We start from the raw sequence: 26,382 nt of genomic DNA, 5'->3' as shown, positions 1-26,382 counted from the left end.
ACGGGGCCCTCGGGCGTGTGGGTACTGCGTGTGCACCAGGGCGGGGTGTCCGGCTGGTGCGTGCGCACCAGAGGGGGCCGGTACCGGAGGACGATGCCGGGGCGGGGACGGGGGCCGAAGGTGGGAGCATGCGTACTCCTGTGAACGGGGACCCTGAGCTGGGCCGCGTGCTGCCGGCATCGGACACCGCCGTGCCGCGTCCCGGGCGGGAGGGCGTGGTCGTGGCGGCGGCGTTCGTGGTCTGTCTGCTCGGCGGGACCGTGCGGGTCGAGGACACGCTCACCGCGCCGCCGCCCGCCGCCTGGCTCCTCGCCCTGGTGTCCTGCGCCGTGCTGCCCGCGCGGCACCGGCGTCCCCTGGCCGTGCTGGCCGCCACCACCGTGGCCGGTGTCGCCGCCCAGCCGCTCGGTCTGGTGCTGAGCCCGCCCGTGATCGCACCCGCCCTCGTCGCCGCCTACGCCTGCACGCTGCACGTGCCCGGCGAACGGCGGGCGGCGGGCGCGGTGACGCTGGCCGCCCTGGTGCTGCTGGCCGGGTCCGTGCCGCTGTCCGGGGACCTCTCCTGGCGGGACGCGAGCCGGATGGGGACGGTGGTGGCGGCGCCGCTCGTGGCGGGGCTGATCGGGCACGCGGTGCGGACCCGGCGGGCGTATCTGGCGGCCGTGGAGGAGCGGGCGCGGCGGGCCGAGGAGAGCAGGGAACAGGAGGCGCGGCGGCGGGTCGCGGAGGAGCGGGTGCGGATCGCGCGGGAGCTGCACGACCTGGTGGCGCATCAGATCACCTTGGCCAACGCGCAGGCCACGGTCGCCGCCCACTTCTTCGACAGCCGCCCGGAGCAGACCCGCGTCAGTCTGCGCGAACTCGTCGCGACCACCGGGCACGCCCTGGACGAACTCCGGGCCACGGTAGGGCTGTTGCGGCAGACCGGGGATGCCGGGGACGCGATGGCCTCCGAGGGCCCGGCGCCCGGTCTCGCGCGGCTGGCGGACCTCCTGGAGTCGTTCCGGCGGGCGGGGCTGGAGGTGGCCGTGCGGGAGGAGGGCCGGGCGCGGGCGCTGCCGCCGGGCGTGGACCTCACCGCGTACCGGATCGTGCAGGAGGCTTTGACCAACGTGACCAAGCACGCGGCGGGCCGTGGCGTCCGGGTGGGGCTCGACTGGGGCGGCGGGCGGCTGACCGTCACCGTGTCCGACGACGGGGGCGCCCCGGCCGGGCCGCCCGCCCTGTCGGACCGGCCGCCCGGGTACGGACTGATCGGCATGCGGGAGCGCGCCGCGGCCGTGGGCGGAGAGCTGACGGCAGGCCCCCGCCCGGAGGGCGGCTTCCTGGTGACCGCCCGGCTGCCGTTGCCGCCCGTACGGGACGGCGACATGCCGGAAGCGACGGACGAGGGGCGGCCTGCATGACACTGCGGATGCTGCTCGCCGGTGACCAGGAGGCGGCGCGCCTGCCCCGCGACCTGCGGCCGGACGGACGCCTCCTGCCGCTCCCGTGGGACGCGGCGGACGCCGAGGAGGCGGGGCGGACGTCCGGAGCCGACGGACGAGGGGCGGACGGAATGACGCTGAAGGTGCTGCTCCCCGACCACCGGGCGGCTGCGCGGCTGACTCGCGAACTGCGCCCGCACGGACGCCCCCTGCTTGTGCCGAACACTGACGCCGGGGAGACGGTCACGGACGGAGGGCGGACCCCATGACGCTGAAGGTGCTGCTCCCCGACCACCGGGCGGCTGCACGGCTGACCCGCGAACTGCGCCCGCACGGACACCCCCTGCCCGTGCCGAACACTGACGCCGAGGAGACGGTCACGGACGGAAGGCGGACCCCATGACGCTGAAGGTGCTGCTCGCCGATGACCAGGCGCTGTTGCGGGGCGCCTTCCGGCTGCTGTTGGAGAGCACCGACGACATCCGCGTCGTGGGCGAGGCCGGGGACGGGCGGGAGGCCGTGCGGCTGGCCCGTGAACTGCGGCCGGACGTCGTGGTGATGGACATCCGGATGCCGGAGGCGGACGGTCTCGCCGCCACCACGGAGATCTGCGCGGACCCGGACCTGCGGGACACCCGCGTGCTGATCCTCACCACGTACGAGACCGACGAGAACGTGGCGCGGGCGCTGCGCGCGGGGGCCGCCGGGTTCGTGGGGAAGGGCATCGGCGCCGAGGACCTGGCGGACGCCGTGCGGACGGTCGCCGAGGGCGAGACGCTGCTGTCGCCGGCCGCGACCCGTTCCCTGGTCGCCCGGTTCCTCGCCGCGCCGGCCGGCGCCCCTGCGCAGGACGCCGGCCGGCTGGACGTGCTCACCCCGCGCGAACGCGAGATGGTGGCGCTGGTGGCGACCGGCCTGTCCAACCAGGAGATCGCCGAGCGGACGGTCCTCAGCCCGTTCACCGTGCGCGCCCACGTGCAGCGCGCGATGACGAAGCTGGAGGCCCGCGACCGCGCGCAGCTCGTCGTCATCGCCTATCGGACCGGCCTGGCGCGGGTCACCCCGGAGGACGGGGCCGGACGCTCCTCGTAGTCCGGCAGGGTCAGCGCGGTGTGGGCCGGGCGGGGCCGCGCCGAGGGCAGCGCGTCCAGGGTGCGCAGCCGGGCGTCGCGCTGGGCCAGGGCGGCGGCCGTGACGGGGAACAGCGTGGCGCCGCCCTCGTCGACGAGCGCCTGGTTGGCCGTCACGTACGGGCGCATACGGTCCTCGTACGCGGCGAAGGCCGCCGTGTGGTCCCGGTGGGCGGCCAGGGCGTGGGCGAGGACGTAGGCGCCGGACAGCGCGAGGCTGGTGCCCTGCCCGGTGAGGAAGGACGGGGCGTACGCGGCGTCGCCGACGAGGGCGGCGCGGCCGTGCGTCCAGCGGGGCATGCGGATCTGTCCGGCCGTGTCGAAGAACAGGTCGCCGGTGCCGCGCGCGGCCGCCACCATGCGGGGGATCTCCCAGCCCTCCCCCGCGAACACCTCGGCCACCAGCGCGCGTTGGGCGTCCGTGTCGCGGAGGGCGTCGCGCGGGGGTTCCGGGCGGTGGAAGGTGAGGAAGCCGTGCACCTCGGGTCCGGCGCCGGTGGCGTAGAGGGCGGCGGCCTTCCCCGGGGCGTTCCAGAGGACCAGTTCCCGGTCGAGGCGCGCCGGGTTCGGCAGGGTGAAGAGGGCGAAGCAGTAGCCGAGATAGCGGTGGTGGCGGTCCTCGGGCCCGAAGAGGGCGGCCCGGGTGGCCGAGTGCATGCCGTCCGCGCCGATCACCAGGTCGTACGTGCCCTGCCGCCCGCTGCGGAAGGTGACGTCGACGCCGTGCGCGGCCGGGTCGAAGCGGGCGACGGAGTCGCCGAAGCGGAACTCCACGTCGTCGCGGACCAGCCCGTACAGGGCGTCGGCGAGGTCGCCCCGCCGTATCTCCAGGTCGCGGGGCTCGCCCTCGTCGGCGGGGGCCCGGAGGGAGGCGACGGTGCGGCCGGCGGCGTCGAGGAAGGTGGCGCGGCGCGGGCCGACGTGCGCCTCGCGCAGCCGCGGCCACAGGCCCATCCGGCGGACCACCTCGGTCGCGGTGCCGCGGATGTCGACGGGGTAGCCGCCGCCGCGCAGGGCGCCGGCCTTCTCCACCACGGTGACCGCGAACCCTGCCCGGCGGAGCCAGTACGCGAGGGCGGGTCCGGAGACGCTGGCTCCGGAGATCAGGACGGTGCGCGGGGCGGTCATGAACGGGTTCCTTCCTTCACGGGGGCGGGCACGGGCTCGACGGGGTGCGGGGAACGCGAGGCGCGTGTGGCGCGGACGAGGAGCAGGCCGAGCGCGGCGGTGACGCCGGTGACGGCGAAGCCGGTGGTGAAGGCCGCCTCGGCGGGCACGTCCGTACCGGCCGCGGTCCCGGCGGCGAGCAGCGCGCCCGCGATCTGGGCGCCCACGACCACTCCGATCACCCGGGTGACCACGAGCAGGCTGGTAGCGATACCGGTGTCGCCCTGGTCGACGGCGGTGGCGGTGCCGGCCAGCAGTGCGGTGGTGGCGATGCCCGCGGCGAACGCGGTGAGCGTCTTGGCGAGGGCGAGCTGCCAGGCGGAGCCGTGCTGCGCGGCCAGCGCGAACATGGTGACGGCGGTGGCCAGGGCGGCCACGGCGACCACGGCGCGGGCGCCGAACCGGCGGGAGGCGACCCCGCCGACCGCGTCGCTCATGGCCCCGACGACCGCGCCGGGCAGCAGGTACAGCCCGATCTCCGTGGTGTCGGCACCGAAGCCGTAGCCGTCGCCCGGGACGGCGAGGAGCTGCGGCAGCAGCAGGGTGACCATGCCGAGGGTGACGGTGACGAGCAGGGTGAGCAGGCACGCCTGCCACATCGCGGGCCGGGCGAGCATCCGCAGGTCGACCATCGGGGAGACGGCACGGCGCTCGACGCGCACCCAGACGGTGGCGAGCACGGCCACGAGCACCAGCAGCGCGCCCGCGGCGAGCGGCGGAAGACCGCCGCCGGTCAGCAGGACCAGGCCGAGCATGAAGGCGAGCAGGGTGGCGCTCAGCAGGACCACGCCGGGCCAGTCGATCCGCTCGCCCTGCCGGACCGGTGCGTCGGACGGCATCAGCCGCGCCACGAAGAAGGCCGCCGCGACGACCACGAGCGTGGGCAGCACGAACATCCAGTGCCAGGACAGATGCTCGGCGATCAGTCCGGCGCCGAGCATGCCGGCCATGCCCCCGCCGGTGAACAGGGCGACGACCACGCCGACCGCCGCCTGGGTCCGCCCGGCCGGCAGATGCGCGCGGACCAGGATGAAGGACAGCGGCAGCACGCCGACCATGGCGCCCTGGAGGACCTGGCCGAGCAGCAGCAGCGGCAGTCCGGGCGCCACCCCGGCCAGCAGTCCGCCGGCGGCGACCACGGCCGTCAGCCGGAGCAGGATGCGTTTGCCGCCGTAGCGGTCGCCGAGCTTTCCGGCGACGGGGGTGAGGACCGCGCCGGTGACGAGCAGGGTGTTGCCGACCAGCGCGCCCTCGGAGGGGCCGAGCCCCAGCTCGCGCTGGAGCAGCGGGAGGGCGGGTTCCACCACGGACTGGAGCGCGCCCAGGGCGAGCGCCAGCACCCCGAGGGCGGCGATCGCGGGCCGCCGCAGACGCGGCGGCGGGAGCAGGGTGTCGGACATGGACGTCCCGTTCTCGTAGGGATCGGTGAGCACGTCCCACGGTTCCGCCCGGCACCCCTCGCGGGCATCGTCGCCCGTCACCGTCTTCGCCTGGTGCGTACGCACCAGTTGAGGCGCGGCCCTGGTGCCGGTACACGACACGTACCGCCCCCGGCAGGCGAGTTGAACATGTTCAAAAGAAGGCGCTACAGTCATCCCCGTCAGCGTTTTGAACGCGTTCAAGAAGGGGTGGGGCATGGACCGCACCGTCATCGCCTACGTCATCTACCTGGTCGTCAGCATCGGACTGACCGTCTGGGTGGCCCGCACGCTCAGCCGCAACGGGCGGGTCTTCCTCGCCGACGTGCTGCACGGCAACGAGAAGCTCGCGGACGCCGTCAACCACCTCCTGGTGGTCGGCTTCTACCTGGTGAACCTCGGCTTCGTCGCCCTCTACCTGAGCGACGACGACACCGTCACCGACACCCGCGGGATCTTCGAGGCGCTCTCCGCCAAGCTGGGCGTGGTGCTGCTGGTCCTGGGCGTGATGCACCTGGCCAACGTGTACGTGCTGAACAGGATCCGGCGGCGCGGGGTGATGGAGCGCGAGCAGAACCCGCCGGTCCCCCCGCAGGCCTGGACCACCCCGGCGGCCCAGGCATGAACGCGGTCACCGACGGGCCGACACCCCCAGGGGCACGGGGAACTGCGCGACCGGCCCCCGGCGAGTCGCCCCCCTCAGGGACGCGGGGAACTGCGCGACCGGCCCCCGACGGCCCGCACCCGGCGTACGACAACGCGAGGCACCCCGTCGGCCGCAGGTACGGCGTCCCGGTCCGCAAGCTGACCGTGCTGTACGACGCGGACTGCCCCCTGTGCACGTACGTCCGCGAGTGGCTCGCGCAGCGTCCCCAGCTCGTCCCCCTGGACTTCGTCCCCGCGGGGTCGCCCGCCGCCCGGACCCGCTTCCCCGGACTCGACCACGGGACCACCCTCGACGAGATCACCGTGGTCGGGGACGGCGGCCAGGTGTACCGGGGCGCCGCCGCCTGGATCGTCACCCTGTGGGCGCTGCGCGACCACCGGCGGCTCGCGCACCGGCTGAGCACCCCGTCCGGGATGCGGTTCGCCAAGGGCGCGGTGCTGGCCGCCGCCAAGTGGCGTGGTGCGACGACCGCGAGGGGCGGCCGCGTCCACCGGTCCGGCGAGGGGTGGGCGTACGACCCGCGCGACGGCTGGCACTACACCCCGCCGGGCTGCGGCTCCGACGCCTGCGCCGCCCCGTAGCCCGCACGCGGCGGACGTTAGGCTCTGTTCCCGTGCCCGAGAAGAACGACGGCCCCGACCCCGGCGCCCACCTCAGCAAGTCCGAGCAGACCCGCGCCCTGATCCTGGAGACGGCCATGCGGCTGTTCCAGGAGCGCGGCTACGACCGGACCACCATGCGGGCGATCGCCAAGGAGGCCGGGGTCTCCGTCGGCAACGCGTACTACTACTTCGAGGGCAAGGAACACCTGATCCAGGGGTTCTACGACCGGATCGCCGCCGAGCACCAGGCGGCGGTCCGGGAGGTGCTGGCCCGGGAGACCGACCTGGAGGCGCGCCTCGCCGGCGTGCTGAAGGCGTGGCTGGACATCGCCACGCCCTACCACGAGTTCGCGGTGCAGTTCTTCAAGAACGCCGCCGACCCGGACAGCCCGCTCAGCCCGTTCTCGCCGGAGTCGGAGCACGCGCGCGAGGAGGCGATCAGCGTGCACCGGGCCGTGCTGGCCGGGACGAAGACCAAGGTGCCCGAGGAACTGCGGGACATCCTGCCCGAGTTGATGTGGCTGTCCCAGATGGGGCTGTGCCTGTACTGGATCTTCGACCGCACCGAGGGCCGTGAGCGCAGCTACCGGCTCGCCGAGCGGGGCGCCCGGCTCACCGCGCGCGGTGTCACCCTGGCCCGGTTCCGGGTGCTGCGGCCGCTGGTGCGGGACGTGCACGAGCTGTTCACGGAGTTCCTGCCCGGGATGACCCGGGCGCTGCCCGACCCCGCCGGCCGGAAGAGCTCCGGCCGGCGGGGCAAGGAAGCGGAGGACGACGGCGGGGAGCGCCCCGCCGCCACCAGCTGACGCGGCGGTCAGTTGACGACGTCCACCCCGCCGGGCGTCAGCTCCACGTCGTGGACGTGCGGCCCCTCCCCCACGGTCACGTGCGCCGCCCGCGCCCCGTGCGACGAGGCCGACACCGCCGGCAGACAGGTGCCCGGCGACGGGACCGCCACGACGTACGCCCCGTCGGCGAGGGACACCACCCGGTCCAGCTGACGTCCGCCGGGGGTGAGCAGGGTGACGGCCGCTCCCCGCACCGGCTCGCCCTCCGGAGTGCGGACGAAGCCGTGCACCACCGAGGCGGCTCCGTCCCCCGCCTTCTCCTCCGGCGCGGGCACGGTCCGCGAGGCGCTCGCCCTCACCGAGCACACCCGGCCCGACTGCGCGGCGAGGTGCGGCTGTGGGTCACGGACGAGGGCCCGGGCCTCGCCCCGGAGGACGCGTCCCGGGTCTTCGACCGCTTCTTCCGCGCGGGCGGCGGCGCGGGCAGCGGGCTGGGCATGGCGATCGTGCAGGGTGTGGTGCGGGCGCACGGCGGCCAGGTCACCGTGGACACGGCGCCCGGTGAGGGGCTGAGCATCACGGTGACGCTGCCGGCGTGCGGGGAGGCGGCGACCGACGCGGGGTGACCGCCTCCGGCCCGCTTCTACGCCTGGCGGGAGGCCAGTTCGATCACCGTGATGTCCGAGGGGGCGCCCACCCGGGTGGGCGGGCCCCAGGCTCCGGCGCCCCGGCTGACGTAGAGCTGGGTGTCGCCGTAGCGGTCGAGGCCCGCCACGGTCGGGTTGGCGCCGCGGGCGATCAGGTTGCCCGGCCAGAGCTGTCCGCCGTGGGTGTGGCCGGAGAGCTGGAGGTCCACGCCGTGGTCCACGGCGTCGTGGATCTGCACCGGCTGGTGCGCGAGCAGCACGCAGGCCCTCGCGCGGTCCCGGTCGCCGAGGGCACGGGCGAAGTCGGGGCCCTGGCCCTCGTCCTCGCCCGCGACATCGTTCACGCCCGCGAGGTCGAAGTGGGGCAGCTCCGTGCGGGCGTTCTCCAGCGGGTTCAGGCCGAGCCGGCGGACCTCCTCGACCCACTGCTCGGCGCCGGAGAAGTACTCGTGGTTGCCGGTGACGAAGAACGACCCGTGACGCGCCCTCAGCTGGGCCAGCGGGGCGGCCGCCGGGCCGAGGTCCTTCACGCTGCCGTCCACCAGGTCGCCGACGACCGCGATCAGGTCGGGCTGCGTCGAGTTGATCGTGTCGACGACCTTCTGCGCGAAGCCGCGACCCAGCACCGGGCCCAGGTGGATGTCGCTGACCACGGCGATCCGGTAACCGTGCGCGGCGCGCGGCAGCTTGGCCAGCGGCACGGTGACCCGCTTGACCTTCGGCCCGCGCAGGACGCCGTACGTCCCGTACCCGACGGTCCCGACCGCGGCCGCGGCGGCCGTTCCGGCGACGACCCGGGAGACGAACAGCCGCCGGGAGGGGCCGTCACCGGCGCCGGCGGTGGTGTCCGTGGTCTCCGGCTCCTCCGCGGGCTCCGGGGACTCGCTCTCCGCCCGGCCCGCCGGTATCGGCTCGCGCGCCGGCGCCGGCGCCGGCGCGGGCGAGGACGCACGCGCCCGCCGCTCCAGCACCCTGCGCAGGACGGGGCGGACCAGCTCGCCGACCAGCAAAGCCAGCAGCAGGTACAGGGTGAGGGCCAGCCACAGATAGCCCGGCCAGGCCAGGACGCGCGTGAGGGTGAACGGCGCCTCCGTGCGCGAGGTGACCATCGCGCCGATGAACAGCAGCCACCCTCCGGCGATCACCGCCGCGCCGACACGGCGCACGGGGCCGGGCCCCGCCGTGGTGTCCCGGAACAGCCGGCGCCACACGTACCAGTTGCCCGTCACCAGGACGGCGAGGACCAGCAGTGCGACGAGTACGAAGACGATGGCCACGAGGCGGACTTCCCCTGTTTCCCGTTACGGCGTCACGACGCGCGTGACGTCCGGCTCAATGCGCGCAGGCCGCGCAACCCGATGCCCCCGACGACCGTCCCCAGTACGAAGGAGACGACGGCGAGCGTCAGGTGAACGAAGAAGTACGCCGTGGGGTGCCCGTCGTCGAAGGCGAGTCCACTGCTGTCCTTGACCAGGTTCTTGACGAAAGTGATCCAGATGACCCAGCTCCACACCCCGAAGGCGAGCAGGAACCAGGAGACGGGGCGGCTGAGCTTCATACGTCCAGTATCGCCGCGCGGTGTCCGGTTCCCCTCACGGGGTGGGGACCGGGCCGGGACGTCCACAGAGATGGCATGTACCTTGCGGACCGTGCCCGCTACCGAGAAGACCGTCCGGCGCTCCGCGCTGGTCGCCTCCGCCGTCCTGCTGTCCACCGCGCTGACCGCGCCGGCCGCCCTCGCGGCACCCAGGCCGGCGCCGTCCGCCACGCCCCCGGCGCACACGTCGGTCGTGGGCGGCGAGCGGCTGGCGAAGCCCGGGACCCAGGTGAATCTGGCCGCCGGGGTGCCGGTGCTGCCGAAGGAGCTGTCCGCCCGGTCGTGGATCGTCGCGGACGCCGAGAGCGGCGACGTGCTCGCCGCGCACAACGCGCACTGGCGGCTGGCCCCCGCGAGCACCCTGAAGATGCTGTTCGCCGACACGCTGCTGCCGAAGTGGCCGCAGACCACCACGCACCGGGTGGAGGTGTCGGACCTGGCCGGTGTCGGCGCCGGGTCCAGCATGGTGGGCGTCAAGGAGAACGAGACGTACACCGTCCACGACCTGTGGCTGGGTGTCTTCCTGCGCTCCGGCAACGACGCGGTGCACGTGCTGTCCGCGATGAACGGCGGCGTGGACAAGACCGTCGAGGAGATGAACGAGCACGCCGCTGAACTCCAGGCCCTCGACACGCACGCCGTCAGCCCCGACGGCTACGACGCCCCGGGCCAGGTGTCCTCCGCGTACGACCTGACCCTGATCGCCCGCTCCGGGCTGCAGAAGAAGGACTTCCGGGAGTACTGCTCGACCGTGCGGGCGCAGTTCCCCGGTGAGACGAAGAAGAACAAGAAGGGCAAGCGGGTCCGCGGCTCCTTCGAGATCCAGAACACCAACCGGCTGCTCAGCGGCGACTACGACGTGCCCGTCTACCAGGGCATAGCCGGGGTGAAGAACGGCAACACCACCAACGCCGGCGCGACCTTCACCGGCGTCGCCGAGCGCGACGGCAAGGTGCTGCTGGTGACGGTGATGAACCCGCAGAAGAAGGAGTCGAACGAGGTCTACAAGGAGACCGCGCGCCTCTTCGACTGGGGCTTCGCCGCGGCCGGCAAGGTCGAGCCGGTGGGCGAGCTGGTGCCGCCGAAGAGCGTCGAGGAGGCCAACGCGGCGGCCGGTCCGTCCGCGTCCCCCGGTCAGGCGGGCGGCGGCACCGGCGCCGGGTCGAAGCCGGTGGCGAGCGCGCACACGGGCGGCGGCGCCGACGGCATGGGCGTGGCGCTCGGCATCGCCGGCGGGGTGCTGGTGCTCCTCGCGGGCGGCGCGTTCCTGGTCAACCGGCGCTGGCCGCTGCCGGACCTGGTGCGCCGCCGTCCTCGCCCCTGACTCCGTCCGCCTCGTCTTCCTCGTCCTCCTTGCTGGGCGTGGCCGTCCAGGCCGCGCAGAACAGGACGAGTTTCGTGGTGAGGTTGATCCACAGCAGCAGCGCCACGGGGACGCCGAACGCGCCGTACATGCTCTTCGCGGCGACGCCCTGGATGTAGCCGCTGAGCAGCAGCTTCAGCAGTTCGAAGCCGACGGCGCCGGTGAGCGCGGCGACGGTCACCCGGCGCCGGGACGGCTGGACTCCGGGCAGCAGGGTGAGGACGTAGAGCAGGAGCAGGAAGTCGGTGCCCGCGGCGACGGCGAACGCGGCGGTCTGCAGGACCACCCCGCCCCAGCCGCCCTTCTCGAGGCCGGCGGCGTCGCTGATCCGGCCGACCAGGGCGGTGGCGACGGCGGAGGCGGCCAGCGTGACGAGGACCGCCCCGCCGAGGCCGACGAGGATGCCCGCGTCCTTGCCCTTGCGCAGCAGGGGGTTCTCGTCCTCGTCGGGCAGCTCCCACACCGCGCGCAGGCACTCCCGCATGGAGCCGGCCCAGCTGATCCCGGTGAACACCAGGGCGGCTCCGGCGATCAGGCCGATCGTGCCCGCGTTCTCCGCCAGCTCCCCGACGTCTAGCTGGTCGGAGATGCCGGGCACCTGGTCGGTGATGGTGTCCTGGAGGGCGTCCTGACGCTCCTTGCCGAGGGTCGCCGCGCCGATCGCGGCGGCCACGGTGAGCAGCGGGAACAGCGCGACGAAGCTGCGGAACGTCATCGCGGCGGCGAGCCGCGTCCAGTGCACCCGGACCAGCCGTTCGAACGACCGCCACGCGTGCGTGAGCGACAGCCGGGTCACCCACGGCCCCACCATCGGGAGCTTTTTCAGCCAGTCCACGAACCGACTCTGCCCGCGTCCCGGAAGACCCATGTCCTGGTGCCCCAGAAACGGACGACTGTGGCGAGCGCCATGCCCACGACCGCCCCGGACACGGTGTCCGCGCGCTGCGAGGTGTAGCCGAGCCCGTAGTGGCTGACGGCGAGGCAGAGGAGCTGTACGGCGGCGCCGGCGAGGTTGACGGCGAAGAACAGGGCGTACGGGCGGGCGCCGCGCACGCGGCGGTCTCGGTAGGTGCCGTGGGCGTTGGCCGTGTAGGCGACGGTGCAGCCGGCGACGAAGGACAGCGCCTTCGCGGTGAGCGGCCCGAGTCCGCCGGGGCCGCGCAGACAGGTGAAGAGGGCGAGGTCGACGGCGTAGGCGAGGAGTCCGGCGGTCGCGAAGCCGAGGAGCTCCCGCCGGTGCCGGCGCAGACGGTCCCTCACCAGTCGGCCACCGCCGCGGCGTACATCGCCGCCCACACCAGGCCGATGAGGGCGAGGGCGCGGTCGCCGAGCACCACGTCCTCCGGCTCGCCCGCGGTGCCCCGGTCGGCGAAGACGGCGTAGCGCAGCACGGCGAGGACGAAGGCGACGACGGACAGCTGACGCCAGGGCAGCACGCTGGTGTGCGGCACGCCGCCCTCCTCCAGGGCCCACAGACAGTAGCCGAGGACGGCGACCCCGGCCGCGAGCTGCCATACGAACCGCAGGTAGCCGGTGGTGTACTCGGTGAGCAGCGCGCGCGTGGCGCCGCCGTTCCCGGCGAGCTGCACGGCCTCGGAGTAGCGCTTGGCGGCGACCATGAACAGGGCGCCGAAGCCGGTGGTGATGAGGAACCAGCGGGACAGCGGGATGCCGAGGGCGAGCCCGCCGGCCGTCGCGCGCATCACGAACCCGGCGGTGACGACCGCGAGATCGACGACGAGGACGTGCTTGAGGCTGACGCAGTAGGCGAGTTGCATCACGAGGTAGCCGGCGAGCAGCGCGGCCAGTTCGGGCGGGCACAGCAGCGCGGCGGCGGCCGGGGCGAGCACGCCGAGGGTGATGCCGGCGGCGTAGGCGACGGGCACGGGGACCTGTCCGGCGGCGACCGGGCGGCGGCATTTGACGGGGTGGGCGCGGTCGGCCTCGGCGTCGCGCGCGTCGTTGACGAGGTAGACGGCGGCGGCGCAGGCGGTGAACAGCACGAACACCAGCGTGAGTTGGGCGAGGGCGTGCGCGGTGAAGAGGTCGCCGGCGGCGGCCGGGGCGGCGGCCACCAGGACGTTCTTGACCCACTGCTTGGGGCGCGCGGTGCGCAGCAGACCGGTGAGGAGTCCGCCCCGGGCGGACGGCTGGGCCTGCCCGCGGTCGGAGCGCTCGCGCAGCAGCGTCACGCCGTGTCTCCCGTCATCCAGCGGGCGCCGAGCCGCGCGGTGAGCGCGCCGAGGGCGGCTCCGGCGGCCACGTCCGACGGGTAGTGGACGCCGGCCACCAGCCGGGACACGCACACGGCTGCGGCCAGCGGCGGCACGGCGCGGGAGCCGAGCGCGCCGAAGGCGACGGCGGCGGCCGCGGCGGAGGTGGCGTGGGAGCTGGGGAAGGAGTGCCGCCCGACGGTGCCGACCAGCGGTTCGACGTGCGCGGGGCGGGGGCGGCGCACGACCCGTTTCACCACCGAACTCGCCGCGTGCGCGCCCGCGGTGAGCGCGGTGCCGCGCAGCCAGGCGCCGCGCCGGGGGCGGTCCACGACGGCGCCCGCGAGGCCCGCTGCGACCCACACGGCGCCGTGTTCCCCCGCCCAGGACAGGGCGCGTGCCGCGCCTGCCACCCGCGGGTCGGAGCCGCACGCCCTGAGCGCGGAGACGATCCGGTGGTCCACCCCGTGGAGACCGCGGGGCCGGAAGAGGTCTGGCTGGTCGTCCATGTGGCTCACTGTTCACCCCCGGCGCACCGGAATTCCATCGCTTCGGGGCGACATCCCATTAATCACCCGTTTCGGGGACGGGATTGACGTTTCAAAACCAACGGCTCACAGAGGGGCGATACGGTCGCCGTCATGCCTGCCGACACCGTTTCCGTCACGGGGTGGGGCCGCACCGCTCCGTCCTCCGCCCGGCTGGTCCGTCCGCGGACGTTCGAGGAGGCCGCCCTCGCCGTCCGGGGGTGCGGGGCGCGCGGCGGCATCGCTCGCGGCCTCGGCCGGGCGTACGGGGACGCCGCGCAGAACGCGGGCGGCGAGGTCTTCGACATGACCGGCCTGGACCGGATCCACACGATCGACGCCGACGGCGGCACCGTCCTGTGCGACGCGGGCGTGTCCCTCCACCGGCTGATGGAGGTGCTGCTGCCGCTCGGCTGGTTCGTGCCGGTGACGCCCGGCACCCGGTACGTGACGGTCGGCGGGGCGATCGGCGCCGACATCCACGGCAAGAACCACCACGTCAGCGGGTCCTTCTCGCGCCACGTGCTGTCGTTCGAGCTGCTCACCGCCGACGGTCAGGTGCGTACGGTGGTGCCGGGCACTCCGCTGTTCGAGGCGACCGCGGGCGGCATGGGGCTGACCGGGGTGATCCTCACCGCGACGGTCCGCCTCCAGCCCGTGCGCACCACCTGGATGTCCGTCGACACCGAACGCGCCTCCGACCTCGACGATCTGATGGCCCGTCTCGCCGACACCGACCACCGCTACCGCTACTCGGTCGCCTGGATCGACCTGCTGGCGCGCGGCAGGGCCACCGGGCGCGCGGTCCTCACCCGCGGCGACCACGCCCCGCTCGAGGCCCTGCCGCACGCCGCCCGCCGTGAGCCGCTGTCGTTCCGCACCTCCCGGCTGCCCGCCGCGCCCTCCTTCGTGCCGGAGGGGCTGCTCAGCCGGACCACGGTGGGGCTGTTCAACGAACTCTGGTTCCGCAAGGCGCCCCGCGCGCGGACCGGGGAGCTCCAGCGGATCCCCGCGTTCTTCCACCCGCTGGACGGGGTGCCGCACTGGAACCGGATCTACGGGCGGGGCGGTTTCGTGCAGTACCAGTTCGTCGTCGGGCACGGCCGGGAGGACACCCTGCGCCGGATCGTGCGCCGGATCTCGCAGCGCCGCTGCCCGTCGTTCCTCGCCGTCCTCAAGCGGTTCGGGGACGCCGACCCGGGCTGGCTGTCGTTCCCGGTGCCCGGCTGGACCCTGGCGCTGGACATCCCCGCGTCGCTGCCCGGCCTCGGCGCCTTCCTCGACGAGCTGGACGAGGAGGTCGCCGCCGCCGGCGGCCGTGTCTACCTCGCCAAGGACTCCCGGCTGCGCCCCGACCTGCTCGCGGCCATGTACCCCCGGCTGGACGACTTCCGCGCCCTGCGCGCCGAGCTGGACCCGCGCGGGGTGTTCACCTCCGACCTGTCCCGCCGCCTGTGCCTGTGACCCCCTCCCCTCTCCCGGCCCCCTGAGGAGCTGTCGTGAAGGACGCCTTCGGCCTCCCCCAGTCCCTGCTCGTGCTCGGCGGTACGTCCGAGATCGCGCTGGCGGTCACGCGGCGGCTGATCGCCCGCCGCACCCGCACGGTGTGGCTGGCCGGCCGCCCCTCCCCCGGCCTCGACGAGGCGGCCGGGGAACTGCGCGCGCTGGGCGCCGAGGTGCACACCGTCGACTTCGACGCGCTCGACCCGGCCGGCCACGAGGACGCGCTCGGCAAGGTGTTCGCCGAGGGCGACGTCGACATGGTGCTGCTCGCCTTCGGCACGCTCGGCGACCAGGCGCGCGACGAGCGGGACCCGCAGGCCGCGGTGCGGGTCGCGCAGACCAACTACACCGGCTCGGTCTCCGCGGGCCTGGTCTGCGCGGGCGCGCTCCAGGCGCAGGGACACGGCTCGCTGGTGGTGCTGTCGTCCGTGGCGGGCGAGCGGGCCCGCCGCGCGAACTTCATCTACGGCTCCAGCAAGGCCGGCCTGGACGCGTTCGCGCAGGGCCTGGGCGACGCGCTGTACGGCACGGGCGTGCACGTGATGGTGGTGCGCCCCGGGTTCGTGCGCACACGGATGACGGCGGGGCTGCCAAAGGCGCCGCTGGCGACCACCCCGGAGGCGGTGGCGACGGCCGTGGAGCTGGGGCTGCGGCGCCGCTCGGAGACGGTGTGGGTGCCGGGCGCGCTGCGTGTGGTGATGTCGGCGCTGCGGCATCTGCCGCGCGGCGTGTTCCGCCGGCTGCCGGTGTGAGGCCCGGCGGCCCGGGTCACCGCGCGGAGACCGAGCCCCGGTCGACGTGTCCGGCCTGCGGGGGCACCACGACGGTCCCGAAGGGGAAGTCGCGCAGCTTGCGCCACACCGCGTCGGCGCCCTGCTCGTAGAGCGCGAAGCCGGTGCAGGGCCACTTGGCCTCGTACCCGGCGAGGTCCTCGTAGGCGCGGTCCATGGCGGCCTCGTCGATGCCGTGCGCCACGGTGACGTGCGGGTGGTACGGGAACTGCAGCTCGCGGGCGACCGGCCCGGAGGGGTCGCGGACCTGCTGCTGCAGTCGCGTGCAGGCCTCGGCGCCCTCGACGACCCGGACGTACACCACCGGCGACAGAGGCCGGAAGGTGCCCGTGCCCGACAGCCTCATCGGGAACGGCCTGCCCGCCGCGGCGACCTCCGCGAGGTGCGCCTCGACGGCCGGGACGGCCGTGTCGGCGATCTCCGTCGGCGGCAGGAGGGTGACGTGCGTGGGGATGCCGTAGGCGGCGGCGTCGCCGAAGCCCGCGCGCAGCTGCTGAAGCCGGCTGCCGTGAGGCTCCGGGACCGCGATCGACACGCCGATCGTTACGGTCCCCACGTCGTCTCCTGTCGTTGTGGTGGTGAAGCGCGGTGGTGGAACGGCTGCGCATCAGGGTGACCGCCGGAGCGGTCACCCGTCTCTCGACTGTACGACCACGACCCGGATGCGGGCAGGCGCAGACGGAGTGATGTACAGCGCTGTGCGGTGGTACGGACGGGGCACGTGGGCCCGTTCACCGCGCCGGTGTGGTGCCCGGCGCGGCGCTCTCAGTGCTTGGCGGGCAGGAAGCCGACCCGCTCGTACGCCTGCGCGAGGGTCTCGGCGGCGACGGCGCGCGCCTTCTCGGCCCCCTTGGCGAGGATCGAGTCGAGCGTCTCGGGGTCGTCCAGGTACTGCTGCGTGCGCTCCCGGAACGGGGTCACGAACTCGACCATGACCTCGGCCAGGTCAGTCTTGAGCGCGCCGTAGCCCTTGCCCTCGTACTTCGCCTCCAGCTCCGGGATGCCGGTGCCGGTGAGGGTCGAGTAGATCGTGAGCAGGTTGCTGACGCCGGGCTTTTCCGCCACGTCGTAGCGGATCACCGTGTCGGTGTCGGTGACGGCGCTCTTGACCTTCTTCGCGGTGGTCTTCGGCTCGTCGAGCAGGTTGATCAGGCCCTTGGGCGTGGACGCCGACTTGCTCATCTTGACCGCCGGGTCCTGGAGGTCGTAGATCTTCGCCGTCTCCTTGAGGATGTACGGCTTCGGGAGCGTGAACGTGTCGCCGAACCGGCCGTTGAAGCGCGTGGCGAGGTCGCGGGTCAGCTCGATGTGCTGGCGCTGGTCCTCACCCACCGGCACCTCGTTCGCCTGGTAGAGCAGGATGTCCGCGACCTGCAGGATCGGGTACGTGAACAGGCCGACGGAGGCGCGGTCGGCGCCCTGCTTGGCGGACTTGTCCTTGAACTGGGTCATGCGGGAGGCCTCGCCGAAGCCGGTGAGGCAGTTCATCACCCACGCGAGCTGGGCGTGCTCCGGCACATGGCTCTGCACGAAGAGGGTGCAGCGGTCCGGGTCGAGGCCGGCGGCCAGCAGCTGGGCCGTGGCGAGCCGGGTGTTGGCCCGCAGCTCCTCGGGGTCCTGCGGGACCGTGATCGCGTGCAGGTCGACGACCATGTAGAAGGCGTCGTGGGTCTCCTGGAGCGCCACCCACTGGCGGACGGCACCGAGGTAGTTGCCGAGGTGGAAGGAGCCTGCGGTGGGCTGGATTCCGGAGAGCACGCGGGGTCGGTCAGTCGCCATGTCCCCCATTCTCTCAGGTTCCCCGGGGCGGTCCGGAACGAGTCCGGAACAGATGGGAACCGATCCGTTCCGCGGGGTGTAACAAGAGTGTGAGGACGCGGGAGGGGGGCCGCATCGTCGATGAGGCCGCGGTGATCGCTCGCGTGCGCGCCGGGCAGCCGGAGGCGTACGCGGAGCTGGTGCGCGCCCATACGGGCATCGCGCTGAGGGCGGCCGCCGCGCTGGGGGCGGGACCGGACGCGGAGGACGTGGTGCAGCAGGCCTTCGTGAAGGCGTACTGCGCGCTGGGCCGGTTCCGGGACGGCGCGGCCTTCCGGCCGTGGCTGCTGTCGATCGTGGCCAACGAGACGAGGAACACAGTGCGCGCGGCGGCACGCAGGACGACCCTGGCCGGCCGGGAGGCGGCCCTCGTCGGGGCGGAGCCGGTGATACCGGAGTCGGCCGACCCCGCCGTCGCCACGCTGGAGACCGAGCGCCGCGCGGCCCTGCTGGCCGCCCTGGAGAAGCTGACCGAGGAGCACCGGCTGGTCGTCACCTACCGCTATCTGCTGGAGATGGACGAGCGGGAGACCGCCGAGGCCCTGGGCTGGCCCCGCGGCACGGTGAAGTCCCGTCTGAACCGCGCCCTGCGCCGGCTCCGGCGGCTGCTCCCGGAAGGGGGTGCGCCGGCGTGAGCGGACGGCAGGAGGAGGAGCTGCGGCGCCTGCGCGAGGAGCTGCGCGCCTACGGCCGCTCGCTGGACGGGTCGCCGGGCGGGGAGACGATGGCCGAGCGGGTGCTCGCCCGGATACTCGCCGAAGAGCTGCCCGCCCCGGAGCCGGCCCCTCGGCCCCGCGTGCGGGCGATCCGGCACTGGACGCGCACCCGTCGGCGCTCCCTGCTGGCCGCCCTGTGCGGTCTGCTGACGGTGCTGGTGCTGACGCCCCCGGTGCGGGCGACCGTGAGCGACTGGTTCGGCTTCCACGGCGTCCAGGTCCGGCACGACCCGTCGGCGGCCCCGTCCCCGGACGCCCGGGTACCGGGCTGCGCCGCTCCGGTACGGCTGGAGGAGGCGGCCCGGCGGGCGGGCTTCACGCCCGTGGTCCCGGAGGCGCTGGGCCCGCCGGACACGGTGTCGGTGACCGCGCTGCCGCACGGGCGCACGCTGATCAGCCTGTGCTGGAGGGACACCGCCGGCCGGACGATCCGCCTGGACCAGTTCCCGGGCCGCCTGGACTTCACGTTCACGAAGACGGTGCGGGAACAGCCCGAGTGGCTGGACGTGGGGGGCCAAGGGCTGTGGTTCCCCCGGCCACACGTCCTGACCTTCTGGATGCTCGACGCGGAGGGACGCCGCTTCACACGGGAGGAACGAACGGCGGGACCGACACTGCTGTGGAGCCCGGCGGGCCGGGTCACTCTCCGTTTGGAGGGGGTGCAGTCGCGCGTGCGGGCGAGGGAGATCGCGATGTCGGTCACCAACGGCGGGGGCTGATCTCAGCCCGTCCGGCGTTTGAGGACGAGGCCCGCCAGGGCCGATGAGGGGGTCTGGGGCGCAGCCCCCGGGGACGGGACGGGACGGGAAGGGAAGGGGCGGCGGGGGCGAAAACCTCATGGGAACCCCACCGCGCCGACCGGTGTATCAAAAGTGACAGGCGGCTCGCGGGAAGAGCCGCACGAGGTTCGACCATCCCTGTGGGGGGACCACCATGCACACCTGGAAGGACGGCACCAGACACCACCTGACGGCGATCCTGATCGCCACCCTGGCCCTGCTCACCTGGGCCACCCCACCCGCCACCGCCGGAGGCCCCACCAGCGTCCTCATCGTCTCGGCAACGACCGGCAAAACCGCCAGCCTGTACTACGCCGACAAGCGCTACACAGAACTCGAGCGCCTGCTCGGCCCCATGCACCAGGGCACCCGCACCGAGCCGCCCCGCCTCGCCACCGCCTCCGGACAGCAGATCAACGTGACGTGGATGATCCACGACGTGACCCCGTGGCGGGTGGACCAGATAGCCCTCCCCGACGGCAGTCAGGACGCCTGGATACACACCTCCACCCGCATCACCGACGGCGGCGACGGCGCCTGGCACCCCGCGAAGCAGCCGGCGAGGCTCCGCGCGCTGCTCGCGCAGCTGGGCGTGACAGCCACCGGCGCCTCCGCGCCCGCGGCGCAGCCGGCCCCGCGTGAGGACCTGCACATGGCCCCCGCGCCGGCGGCCGCCCCCACCACGGACGACGGCAGCGACGGAGCGCTCTGGTGGTGGGCGGTACCGGGCCTGGCGGCGGGAGCCGTCCTGGCCCTGGTACTGCGCCCGTACGCGCTCCGGGGCGCGGCCGCCGTACGCGACCGCAGGAACCGGGGGGACGACGGCCCCCGCCGGCAGCTCCTGGACGTGTGACGGAGCCGGCAGGCCACCTCAGCCGAGGTCGACCCCCGGGTACAGCGGGAAGCCCGCGACGAGATCGGTGGCCCGGCGCGAGATCTCGTCGGCGACCTTCTCGTCGAGCACGTGGGACGCCTTCGACGGCGCACCGGACTTGGTGGTGCCGGGCTCGGCGGCGGTGAGGACGCGGTCGATGAGACCGGCGACCTCGTCCATCTCCGCCGTGCCGAGCCCGCGCGTGGTCAGGGCGGGGGTGCCGATGCGGATGCCGGAGGTGTACCAGGCGCCGTTGGGGTCGGCCGGGATGGCGTTGCGGTTGGTGACGATGCCGGAGTCGAGCAGCGCCGCCTCGGCCTGCCGGCCGGTGAGGCCGTAGGAGGTGGCGACGTCGATCAGGTTGAGGTGGTTGTCGGTGCCGCCGGTGACCAGGGTGGCGCCGCGGCGCATCAGGCCCTCGGCGAGGGCACGGGAGTTGTCCACGATCCGCTGGGCGTAGTCCTGGAAGGAGGGCTGCCGCGCCTCGGCGAGGGCGACGGCCTTCGCGGCCATGACGTGCGGCAGCGGCCCGCCGAGGACCATCGGGCAGCCGCGGTCGACCTGGTCCTTGAGGGAGTCGTCGCACAGCACCATGCCGCCGCGCGGGCCGCGCAGCGACTTGTGGGTGGTGGTGGTGACGATCTGGGCGTGCGGCACGGGGTCGAAGTCGCCGGTGAGGACCTTGCCGGCGACGAGACCCGCGAAGTGCGCCATGTCGACCATGAGCGTGGCGCCGACCTCGTCGGCGATCTCGCGCATGATCCGGAAGTTCACGAGACGGGGGTAGGCGGAGTAGCCGGCGACGATGATCAGCGGCTTGAACTCGCGCGCGGTGGCGCGCAGGGCCTCGTAGTCGATCAGGCCGGTGGCCGGGTCGGTGCCGTAGGAGCGCTGGTCGAACATCTTGCCGGAGATGTTGGGCCGGAAGCCGTGGGTGAGGTGGCCGCCGGCGTCCAGGGACATGCCGAGCATGCGCTGGTTTCCGAAGGCCTGGCGCAGCTCGGCCCAGTCGGCGTCGGAGAGGTCGTTGATCTGGCGGACGCCGATCTTCTCCAGGAAGGGCGCCTCGACGCGGTCGGCGAGGACGGCCCAGAAGGCGACCAGGTTGGCGTCGATGCCGGAGTGCGGCTGGACGTAGGCGTGGCGGGCGCCGAAGAGCTCCTTGGCGTGCTCGGCGGCGAGCGACTCCACGGTGTCGACGTTGCGGCAGCCGGCGTAGAAGCGGCGGCCGACGGTGCCCTCGGCGTACTTGTCGCTGAACCAGTTGCCCATCGCCAGCAGGGTGGCCGGGGAGGCGTAGTTCTCGGAGGCGATCAGCTTGAGCATCTCGCGCTGGTCGGCGACCTCCTGCCCGATCGCGTCGGCGACGCGCGGCTCGACGGCGCGGATCACGTCGAGGGCGGAGCGGAAGGCGGTGGACTCGGGGGTGAGCGAGTGCTCGGCAGACATGGGGACCTCCGGACGTAGCGTTCAGCGTTCACGGTACGGATGGCCCAGGCGCACGGCACGTTTCTCGCGGGCCGCTCCCCGATGGTTGGTCCCATCCCAGCGCGCCAGTCACGGCCCGCGGGCCAGGTTACCGGGTGGGCCGGACCGGCGCGGCGGGTGTCCGCGATGCGGGAGTGCCCGGCGCCCTGACCGGCGGCGGGGCCGCCGGTCAGAGGATGACGTGCGGCAGGAAGCGGGCGTACCCGTCGGTGACCAGGCCGGACGACTCGCGGATGCCGAGGCCGGCGGCCTCGCCCTCCACCACCCAGGTGCCGAGGACGACGCGGTTGCCGTCGAAGTCGGGCAGCGGGGCGAGCTGCTGGTAGCAGCAGGGTTCGTCGCGGAGCTCCGGCGCGCTGCCGGGCTCGTGCACGGTGACGCCGGCGCCCTCGCGGCCCAGCAGCGGCTTGGAGACCCAGCCGGTGGTGTCGGCGAGGTCTCGGGGGCCGTCGAGGTAGGCGGGGAGGAGGTTGGGGTGGCCGGGATGGAGCTCCCAGAGGATCGCCAGCAGCGCCTTGTTGCTGAGGAGCATCTTCCAGGCGGGTTCGATCCACAGGGTGGAGCCGGTGCCGCCGCCGTTGTCGAGGGTGTCGAGGACGTGGCCGGCGAAGCGGTCGGTGGTGAGCCACTCCCACGGGTACAGCTTGAAGATGCTGCGGATGAACCGCAGACGGTTGTCGACGAAGCGGCCGGAGAGACGGTCCCAGCCGATCTCCTCCATGGACAGCCAGTCGGTCTCCAGGCCCGCCTGTTCGGCGGTCTCCTTGAGGTAGGCGACGGTCATCAGGTCCTCGCCGCACTCGTCGCCCGCGGTGTGGGCGAAGTACAGCGGGCTGCCCGGCGGGAGCAGCGCGGACTGCTTCTTCCAGGCGTCGACGAGCCGTTCGTGCAGGGAGTTCCACTGGTCGGCGCCGGGGAAGCGCTCCTCCATCCAGAACCACTGCGGGGAGGCCGCCTCCACCAGGGAGGTGGGGGTGTCCGCGTTGTACTCGAGGAGCTTCGCCGGGCCGTCGCCGTCGTGACGGAGGTCGAAGCGGCCGTACAGGGACGGCAGTTCGTCCCTGCGGCGCCAGGACTCGGTGACGGCGTCCACGACCCGGGGGTCGGTGATGCCTAGGTCGGCGAAGCGGTCCTCGGTGACGATGAACTCGGCCGCGGCCAGGCTCATCGCGTGCAGTTCCTCGACGGTCTCCTCGAGCGTCTCGACCTCGTCCAGATCGAAGACGTAGTAGGCGCTCTCGTCCCAGTAGGGGCGCAGGGAGTCGTCGGGGTAGCGGGTCAGCGGGTAGATGAGCCCCTGCTCCTCGACGGTCCGCTGCCAGCCGGGGCGGGGCTCGACGGTGCGCCGTTCCACGGCGGCTCAGCCTCCGCCGGTGCCGGAGCAGCCGAAGCCGCCCCGGTCGACGGCCTCGCTGCGGCTGAAGGTGCCGTAGTCGGCATAGCCGTTGCTGACGTCGGCGTCGTAGTACCAGTCGGCGTCGGTGGTGCGGGACCTGCTCTTGCCGAGGGAGCCGGAGGAGCCGCCGGAGCAGTTCTTGTCGGAGACGATCTTGTACCCGTCGTCGATGGTGTAGCTGTTGCGGTCCACGCACCGCCGGTCCGGGTCGGACCCGCAGGCCGACAGTGCCGCCGCGAGCACGCCCATGCCGCCCAGCACCACCGTGCTGGACCGCAGCCGTCGCCGTGTCTGCGCCATGCCGTTCGCTCCCCCTTGTGTCGCGCCGGACGGTCCCGTGTCGCCCCGGCTCGCGGCGGACAGCCTAGAGACCGCCGGACCGGACCGCACGGGAGGCCCCGGCCCGGCCCGTGACACCGCTGACGGTTTGTCACCGTGCGGTGGTGTATGCCCGGTCGGGGCTTACGGAAGATCCACAGGCGACGGGTCGCCTCGGGAAGCGGCGGGTTCCATGGACTCCCGGCGCGGAGGCCGGCGGATCCCGGTCGCGTGAGGGCACCGGGGCCGGCGTCACGGCAAGGAACGCAGCAGGGCGTCCAGCGTGCCGGTCCAGGCGTGGTCGGGTGGGGTGGCGTAGCCGACGACGAGGGCGTCACCGACGGGGTCGGCGACGCCGGGGTGGCGGAAGGAGTCCAGGCCCTTCACGGCGAGGCCCTGCCAGGTGGCCGACCGCTGGACCGACTGCTCGGTGCCGGGCGGCAGTTCGAGCACGGCGTGCAGTCCGGCCGCGATGCCGGTGACGCGGACGTGAGGCGCCCCGGCGGCGAGGGCCTGTACGAGGGCGTCGCGGCGGCGCCGGTAGCGCAGGCGCGCGGCGCGGACCTGGCGGTCGTAGGCGCCGGAGGTCAGGAACTCGGCGAGGGTGAGCTGTTCGACCACGCTGACCGTCATGCCGCCCCGGTGGTCGACGACGTCCGGCAGCAGCCACGGCGGCACCACCATCCAGCCCAGCCGCAGCCCGGGGGCGAGGGACTTGCTGGCGGTGCCGAGGTGGACCACCCGGCCGGGGTCGAGGTCCTGGAGGGCGCCGACGGGCTGGCGGTCGTAGCGGAACTCGCCGTCGTAGTCGTCCTCCAGGATCAGGCCGCCGGTGCGGCGCGCCCACTCGACCACGGCGGCCCGGCGCTCCGGGAGGAGCGCCCCGCCGAGCGGGAACTGGTGGGCCGGGTTGAGCAGCACCGCGTCGGCGTCCCCCGGGTCCTGGGCGCGGGTGCCGAGGGCGTCCCGGCCGAGCGGCGCGGTCTTCAGGCCGGCGCGGTGGACGATGTCCCAGTGGGCGTCGAGGCCGTACGGCTCGACGGCGAGGGTGCGGGCGCCGCGGGCGCGCAGCACCTGGGCCAGCAGCTGGAGGCCGTGGGCGAAGCCGGAGCAGACGACGACATGCCCGGGGTCGGCGCGCACGCCCCGCACCCGGGAGAGGTAGCCGGCGAGGGCCTCGCGAAGTTCCGGGCGGCCGCGCGGATCGCCGTAGCCGAAGGCGTCGTGGGGTGCGGCGGCGAGGGCGCGGCGGGTCGCCTTGAGCCACTCGGCGCGCGGGAAGGAGGCGAGGTCGGGGGTGCCGGGCATCAGGCTGTACGGGAGCCGGCCGGGGACGCGGCTCGGGGTGGGGGCGGCCGGGCGTTCGGGGACCGCGCGCGGGGCGACGCGGGTGCCGGAGCCCTGGCGGGCGGTGAGCCAGCCCTCGGCGATCAGGTCGGCGTAGGCGTCGGCGACGGTGTTGCGGGCGATGCCCAGGTCGGCGGCGAGGGCGCGGGAGGAGGGCAGCCGGGTGCCGGGGGCGAGCCGGCCGCCGCGGACGGCCTCCCGCAGGGCGTCGGTGAGCCCGCGCCGCAGCCCGGGCCCGCTCGGGTCCAGATGGAGGTCGATGCCGAAAGTGGCCCAGCGTTCCGCCATGGAACTGGACCATACTCCTGGGCTGCCCGGCTCCTAGGGTCGACGGCATGACGAACACCGACACGACCGGGACGGTCCCCTACGCGGCGGAGGAGCCCGCCCGCATGGAGTGGGCGAAGCACGCCCCCGAGGTCTACAAGGCGATGGTCCGGCTGGACGTCGCGGCCCGGAAGGGTCTTGACCCGAAACTGGCCGAGCTGGTCAAGATCCGCGCCTCACAGCTCAACCACTGCGCGTTCTGCCTGGACATGCACTCCAAGGACGCCCTCGCGGCCGGCGAGAGCGTCGAGCGGATCATCCAGCTCTCCGCGTGGCAGGAGTCGCGGCACTTCTACACGGAGAAGGAGATCGCCGCGATCGAGCTGACCGAGGCGGTCACCGTGCTGACCGACGGCTTCGTGCCGGACGAGGTGTACGAGCGGGCCGCGAAGCACTTCGACGAGGCGGAGCTGTCCCAGCTGATCGCCGCCATCGCGGTGATCAACGCCTGGAACCGGTTCGGCGTGACCTGCCGGATGACTCCCGGCCACTACCAGCCGGGACAGCACCACTAGCCGTGTCTCAGGGCAGCCACTTCTCCCAGACGGAGCGGTGGCTGTCCACCCACTTCTTCGCCGCCTCGTCCGGCGACAGCTTCTGCTCGGCGATCATCAGGGAGACCTCGTTCTGGTCCTCGGTCGTCCACTCGAAGTTGCGCAGCAGCTCCGCCGCCTTGCCGCCGCCGCGCGCGAAGTCCGCGTTGAGGTACTTCTGCAGCGGGGTGTGCGGATAGGCGCAGGCGACCTTGTCCGGGTCCGCGTCACAGCCCTCCTTGTACGGGGGCAGCTTGACCTCCGTCATCGGCACCTGCTCGGACAGCCACTGGGGCGTGTACCAGTAGGTGAGGAACGGCTTCTTCTCCTTGGCGAACTGCTGGATCTGGGTGATCTGCGCGGCCTCGGAGCCGGCGAACACCACCGAGTAGTCCAGCTTCAGGTTCTTCACCAGCGCCTTGTCGTTGGTGACGTAGGAGGGGGAGCCGTCGAGGAGCTGGCCCTTGCCGCCGCTCTCCGGGGTGCGGAACTGATCCGCGTACTTGTCGAGGTTCTTCCAGTCGGTGACGTCCGGGTGCTGCTTCGCGAAGTACGTCGGGACGAACCAGCCGATGTGCCCGGTGACGCCCAGGTCGCCGCCGCCCACGATGGTCTTCTTGTCCTCGACGTACCGCTGTTCCTGCTCGGGGTGGCCCCAGTCCTCCAGGATCGCGTCCACGCGGCCCTGGCTGAGGGCGTCCCAGGCGGGCACCTCGTCGACCTGCACGGTGTCGACGCGGTAGCCGAGTTCGTGCTCCAGCAGGTACTGGGCGACGGCCACGTTGGCCTGGGCGCCGACCCAGGACTGCACCGACAGGGTGACCGTCCTCGCCCCGTGCGCGTTGGCGAACGGCGAGGACTGCTTGGTCATGTCGGCGGCCCCGCAGCCGGTCAGCAACAGGAGCGCACAGCCCGCCGCCACGGCGGGCATCGTACGGATCCTCAT

General features: G+C 73.7%; 30 protein-coding genes, 1 pseudogene and 1 riboswitch. Of the genes and pseudogenes, 15 read left to right on the top strand and 16 right to left on the bottom strand.

Going from position 1 to position 26,382, the window contains the following annotated elements; all coding sequences use genetic code 11:
* The first annotated feature begins 128 nt into the window (after positions 1–128).
* The 4 genes from AY578_RS20530 to AY578_RS20515 are packed head-to-tail and all read left to right on the top strand — an operon-like array spanning position 129 to position 2,519.
* Positions 129–1,406: a sensor histidine kinase gene (locus AY578_RS20530; protein WP_237556787.1), complete on the top strand. Its 1,278-nt coding sequence runs from the start codon at positions 129–131 to the stop codon at positions 1,404–1,406.
* On the top strand, positions 1,403–1,696 hold the full coding sequence (locus AY578_RS20525; protein WP_136239149.1) for a hypothetical protein: 294 nt from the start codon (positions 1,403–1,405) through the stop codon (positions 1,694–1,696). Before AY578_RS20530 ends, AY578_RS20525 begins: the two co-directional genes overlap by 4 nt.
* A complete protein-coding gene (locus AY578_RS20520; protein WP_258903716.1) occupies positions 1,693–1,830 on the top strand; it encodes a hypothetical protein in 138 nt (45 codons plus the stop codon). Before AY578_RS20525 ends, AY578_RS20520 begins: the two co-directional genes overlap by 4 nt.
* Positions 1,827–2,519, top strand: a complete 693-nt coding sequence (locus tag AY578_RS20515; RefSeq protein WP_258903714.1) for a response regulator transcription factor — start codon at positions 1,827–1,829, stop codon at positions 2,517–2,519. Before AY578_RS20520 ends, AY578_RS20515 begins: the two co-directional genes overlap by 4 nt.
* Here the strand turns inward: AY578_RS20515 and AY578_RS20510 are convergent.
* Complete coding sequence (locus AY578_RS20510; RefSeq protein WP_019527843.1) at positions 2,462–3,685, bottom strand: FAD-dependent monooxygenase; 1,224 nt, start codon at positions 3,683–3,685, stop codon at positions 2,462–2,464. The genes AY578_RS20515 and AY578_RS20510 overlap by 58 nt on opposite strands.
* Positions 3,682–5,124 carry an MFS transporter gene (locus AY578_RS20505; protein ID WP_240801091.1) on the bottom strand — a complete coding sequence of 481 codons (1,443 nt, stop codon included), beginning with the start codon at positions 5,122–5,124 and terminating at the stop codon, positions 3,682–3,684. The genes AY578_RS20510 and AY578_RS20505 overlap by 4 nt, the downstream gene beginning before the upstream one ends.
* 235 nt (positions 5,125–5,359) lie before the next feature.
* Between AY578_RS20505 and AY578_RS20500 the strand changes: the two genes are divergently transcribed.
* The 3 genes from AY578_RS20500 to AY578_RS20490 all read left to right on the top strand — a co-directional run bounded on the left by AY578_RS20500 (position 5,360) and on the right by AY578_RS20490 (position 7,217).
* Positions 5,360–5,767, top strand: a complete 408-nt coding sequence (locus tag AY578_RS20500; RefSeq protein WP_026244280.1) for a membrane protein — start codon at positions 5,360–5,362, stop codon at positions 5,765–5,767.
* A 185-nt stretch (positions 5,768–5,952) separates the two neighbouring features.
* Positions 5,953–6,390 (top strand): DCC1-like thiol-disulfide oxidoreductase family protein, encoded by a 438-nt coding sequence (locus AY578_RS20495; RefSeq protein ID WP_019527846.1) that lies wholly within the window; start codon positions 5,953–5,955, stop codon positions 6,388–6,390.
* A 32-nt stretch (positions 6,391–6,422) separates the two neighbouring features.
* Complete coding sequence (locus tag AY578_RS20490) at positions 6,423–7,217, top strand: TetR/AcrR family transcriptional regulator (protein ID WP_258903713.1); 795 nt, start codon at positions 6,423–6,425, stop codon at positions 7,215–7,217.
* Positions 7,218–7,225: 8 nt separating this feature from the next.
* Here the strand turns inward: AY578_RS20490 and AY578_RS20485 are convergent, their stop codons facing one another.
* Positions 7,226–7,558, bottom strand: a complete 333-nt coding sequence (locus AY578_RS20485; RefSeq protein WP_370879066.1) for a carboxypeptidase-like regulatory domain-containing protein — start codon at positions 7,556–7,558, stop codon at positions 7,226–7,228.
* A gap of 21 nt (positions 7,559–7,579) precedes the next feature.
* On the opposite strand from AY578_RS20485, the pseudogene AY578_RS20480 reads away from it, so the two are divergent.
* A pseudogene (locus tag AY578_RS20480) lies at positions 7,580–7,825 on the top strand (sensor histidine kinase); the annotation flags it as partial.
* Between the two features lie 17 nt (positions 7,826–7,842).
* Here AY578_RS20480 and AY578_RS20475 read toward each other — a convergent pair.
* Together AY578_RS20475 and AY578_RS20470 are read right to left on the bottom strand one after the other, a co-directional pair.
* Complete coding sequence (locus AY578_RS20475) at positions 7,843–9,123, bottom strand: metallophosphoesterase (RefSeq protein WP_136239147.1); 1,281 nt, start codon at positions 9,121–9,123, stop codon at positions 7,843–7,845.
* 32 nt (positions 9,124–9,155) lie between these two features.
* Positions 9,156–9,404: an SCO4848 family membrane protein gene (locus AY578_RS20470; protein ID WP_019527851.1), complete on the bottom strand. Its 249-nt coding sequence runs from the start codon at positions 9,402–9,404 to the stop codon at positions 9,156–9,158.
* A 91-nt stretch (positions 9,405–9,495) separates the two neighbouring features.
* Here AY578_RS20470 and AY578_RS20465 point away from each other — a divergent pair, with 91 nt between their 5' ends.
* Positions 9,496–10,767 carry a D-alanyl-D-alanine carboxypeptidase family protein gene (locus AY578_RS20465; protein WP_019527852.1) on the top strand — a complete coding sequence of 424 codons (1,272 nt, stop codon included), beginning with the start codon at positions 9,496–9,498 and terminating at the stop codon, positions 10,765–10,767.
* Here the strand turns inward: AY578_RS20465 and AY578_RS20460 are convergent.
* Genes AY578_RS20460 through AY578_RS20445 form a run of 4 tightly spaced genes read right to left on the bottom strand, consistent with a single transcriptional unit; the run spans position 10,715 to position 13,528 of the window.
* Positions 10,715–11,641: a YihY/virulence factor BrkB family protein gene (locus AY578_RS20460; protein ID WP_019527853.1), complete on the bottom strand. Its 927-nt coding sequence runs from the start codon at positions 11,639–11,641 to the stop codon at positions 10,715–10,717. The genes AY578_RS20465 and AY578_RS20460 overlap by 53 nt on opposite strands.
* Complete coding sequence (locus tag AY578_RS20455; protein WP_019527854.1) at positions 11,629–12,066, bottom strand: GtrA family protein; 438 nt, start codon at positions 12,064–12,066, stop codon at positions 11,629–11,631. Before AY578_RS20455 ends, AY578_RS20460 begins: the two co-directional genes overlap by 13 nt.
* On the bottom strand, positions 12,063–12,998 hold the full coding sequence (locus AY578_RS20450; RefSeq protein WP_136239146.1) for a decaprenyl-phosphate phosphoribosyltransferase: 936 nt from the start codon (positions 12,996–12,998) through the stop codon (positions 12,063–12,065). The genes AY578_RS20455 and AY578_RS20450 overlap by 4 nt, the downstream gene beginning before the upstream one ends.
* A complete protein-coding gene (locus AY578_RS20445) occupies positions 12,995–13,528 on the bottom strand; it encodes a phosphatase PAP2 family protein (RefSeq protein WP_028960189.1) in 534 nt (177 codons plus the stop codon). Before AY578_RS20445 ends, AY578_RS20450 begins: the two co-directional genes overlap by 4 nt.
* 132 nt (positions 13,529–13,660) lie before the next feature.
* Between AY578_RS20445 and AY578_RS20440 the strand changes: the two genes are divergently transcribed.
* The gene (locus AY578_RS20440; RefSeq protein ID WP_019527857.1) at positions 13,661–15,010 is read left to right on the top strand and encodes a decaprenylphosphoryl-beta-D-ribose oxidase; all 1,350 of its coding nucleotides are present in this window, start codon (positions 13,661–13,663) and stop codon (positions 15,008–15,010) included.
* 35 nt (positions 15,011–15,045) lie between these two features.
* Positions 15,046–15,801, top strand: a complete 756-nt coding sequence (locus AY578_RS20435; RefSeq protein ID WP_136239145.1) for a decaprenylphospho-beta-D-erythro-pentofuranosid-2-ulose 2-reductase — start codon at positions 15,046–15,048, stop codon at positions 15,799–15,801.
* 16 nt (positions 15,802–15,817) lie between these two features.
* Here the strand turns inward: AY578_RS20435 and AY578_RS20430 are convergent, their stop codons facing one another.
* Both AY578_RS20430 and trpS read right to left on the bottom strand, forming a co-directional pair.
* Entirely contained in the window at positions 15,818–16,396 is a 579-nt protein-coding gene (locus tag AY578_RS20430; protein WP_019527859.1) for a 2'-5' RNA ligase family protein, read from the bottom strand.
* 209 nt (positions 16,397–16,605) lie between these two features.
* Positions 16,606–17,619, bottom strand: coding sequence for a tryptophan--tRNA ligase (gene trpS / locus AY578_RS20425; protein ID WP_037779619.1), 1,014 nt, complete (start codon positions 17,617–17,619; stop codon positions 16,606–16,608).
* Positions 17,620–17,750: 131 nt separating this feature from the next.
* On the opposite strand from trpS, the gene AY578_RS20420 reads away from it, so the two are divergent.
* The 3 genes from AY578_RS20420 to AY578_RS20410 all read left to right on the top strand — a co-directional run bounded on the left by AY578_RS20420 (position 17,751) and on the right by AY578_RS20410 (position 20,006).
* Positions 17,751–18,293, top strand: coding sequence for an RNA polymerase sigma factor (locus AY578_RS20420; protein ID WP_019527861.1), 543 nt, complete (start codon positions 17,751–17,753; stop codon positions 18,291–18,293).
* Positions 18,290–19,093: a hypothetical protein gene (locus tag AY578_RS20415; protein ID WP_019527862.1), complete on the top strand. Its 804-nt coding sequence runs from the start codon at positions 18,290–18,292 to the stop codon at positions 19,091–19,093. Before AY578_RS20420 ends, AY578_RS20415 begins: the two co-directional genes overlap by 4 nt.
* Before the next feature lie 214 nt (positions 19,094–19,307).
* Complete coding sequence (locus tag AY578_RS20410) at positions 19,308–20,006, top strand: hypothetical protein (protein WP_019527863.1); 699 nt, start codon at positions 19,308–19,310, stop codon at positions 20,004–20,006.
* Between the two features lie 18 nt (positions 20,007–20,024).
* Here AY578_RS20410 and AY578_RS20405 read toward each other — a convergent pair whose 3' ends face one another.
* The 4 genes from AY578_RS20405 to pdxR form a co-directional block, all read right to left on the bottom strand.
* Positions 20,025–21,476 (bottom strand): glycine hydroxymethyltransferase, encoded by a 1,452-nt coding sequence (locus AY578_RS20405; RefSeq protein WP_258903708.1) that lies wholly within the window; start codon positions 21,474–21,476, stop codon positions 20,025–20,027.
* 35 nt (positions 21,477–21,511) lie between these two features.
* Positions 21,512–21,598, bottom strand: a riboswitch (ZMP/ZTP riboswitch).
* Positions 21,599–21,684: 86 nt separating this feature from the next.
* Positions 21,685–22,869: a glutathionylspermidine synthase family protein gene (locus AY578_RS20400; RefSeq protein WP_019527865.1), complete on the bottom strand. Its 1,185-nt coding sequence runs from the start codon at positions 22,867–22,869 to the stop codon at positions 21,685–21,687.
* 6 nt (positions 22,870–22,875) lie between these two features.
* Positions 22,876–23,211 (bottom strand): hypothetical protein, encoded by a 336-nt coding sequence (locus tag AY578_RS20395; RefSeq protein ID WP_019527866.1) that lies wholly within the window; start codon positions 23,209–23,211, stop codon positions 22,876–22,878.
* A 270-nt stretch (positions 23,212–23,481) separates the two neighbouring features.
* Positions 23,482–24,864, bottom strand: a complete 1,383-nt coding sequence (pdxR, locus tag AY578_RS20390) for a MocR-like pyridoxine biosynthesis transcription factor PdxR (RefSeq protein ID WP_136239144.1) — start codon at positions 24,862–24,864, stop codon at positions 23,482–23,484.
* A gap of 47 nt (positions 24,865–24,911) precedes the next feature.
* On the opposite strand from pdxR, the gene AY578_RS20385 reads away from it, so the two are divergent.
* A complete protein-coding gene (locus AY578_RS20385; protein ID WP_019527868.1) occupies positions 24,912–25,418 on the top strand; it encodes a carboxymuconolactone decarboxylase family protein in 507 nt (168 codons plus the stop codon).
* A 7-nt stretch (positions 25,419–25,425) separates the two neighbouring features.
* On the opposite strand, the gene AY578_RS20380 is transcribed toward AY578_RS20385, so the two are convergent.
* Positions 25,426–26,382 carry an ABC transporter substrate-binding protein gene (locus AY578_RS20380; protein WP_136239143.1) on the bottom strand — a complete coding sequence of 319 codons (957 nt, stop codon included), beginning with the start codon at positions 26,380–26,382 and terminating at the stop codon, positions 25,426–25,428.

Source organism: Streptomyces thermocarboxydus, from assembly GCF_024760485.1.
Lineage (GTDB): Bacteria > Actinomycetota > Actinomycetes > Streptomycetales > Streptomycetaceae > Streptomyces > Streptomyces cellulosae.
Note: the sequence above shows the minus strand (reverse complement) of the source record. Positions and strands in the feature narration are given on the sequence as shown.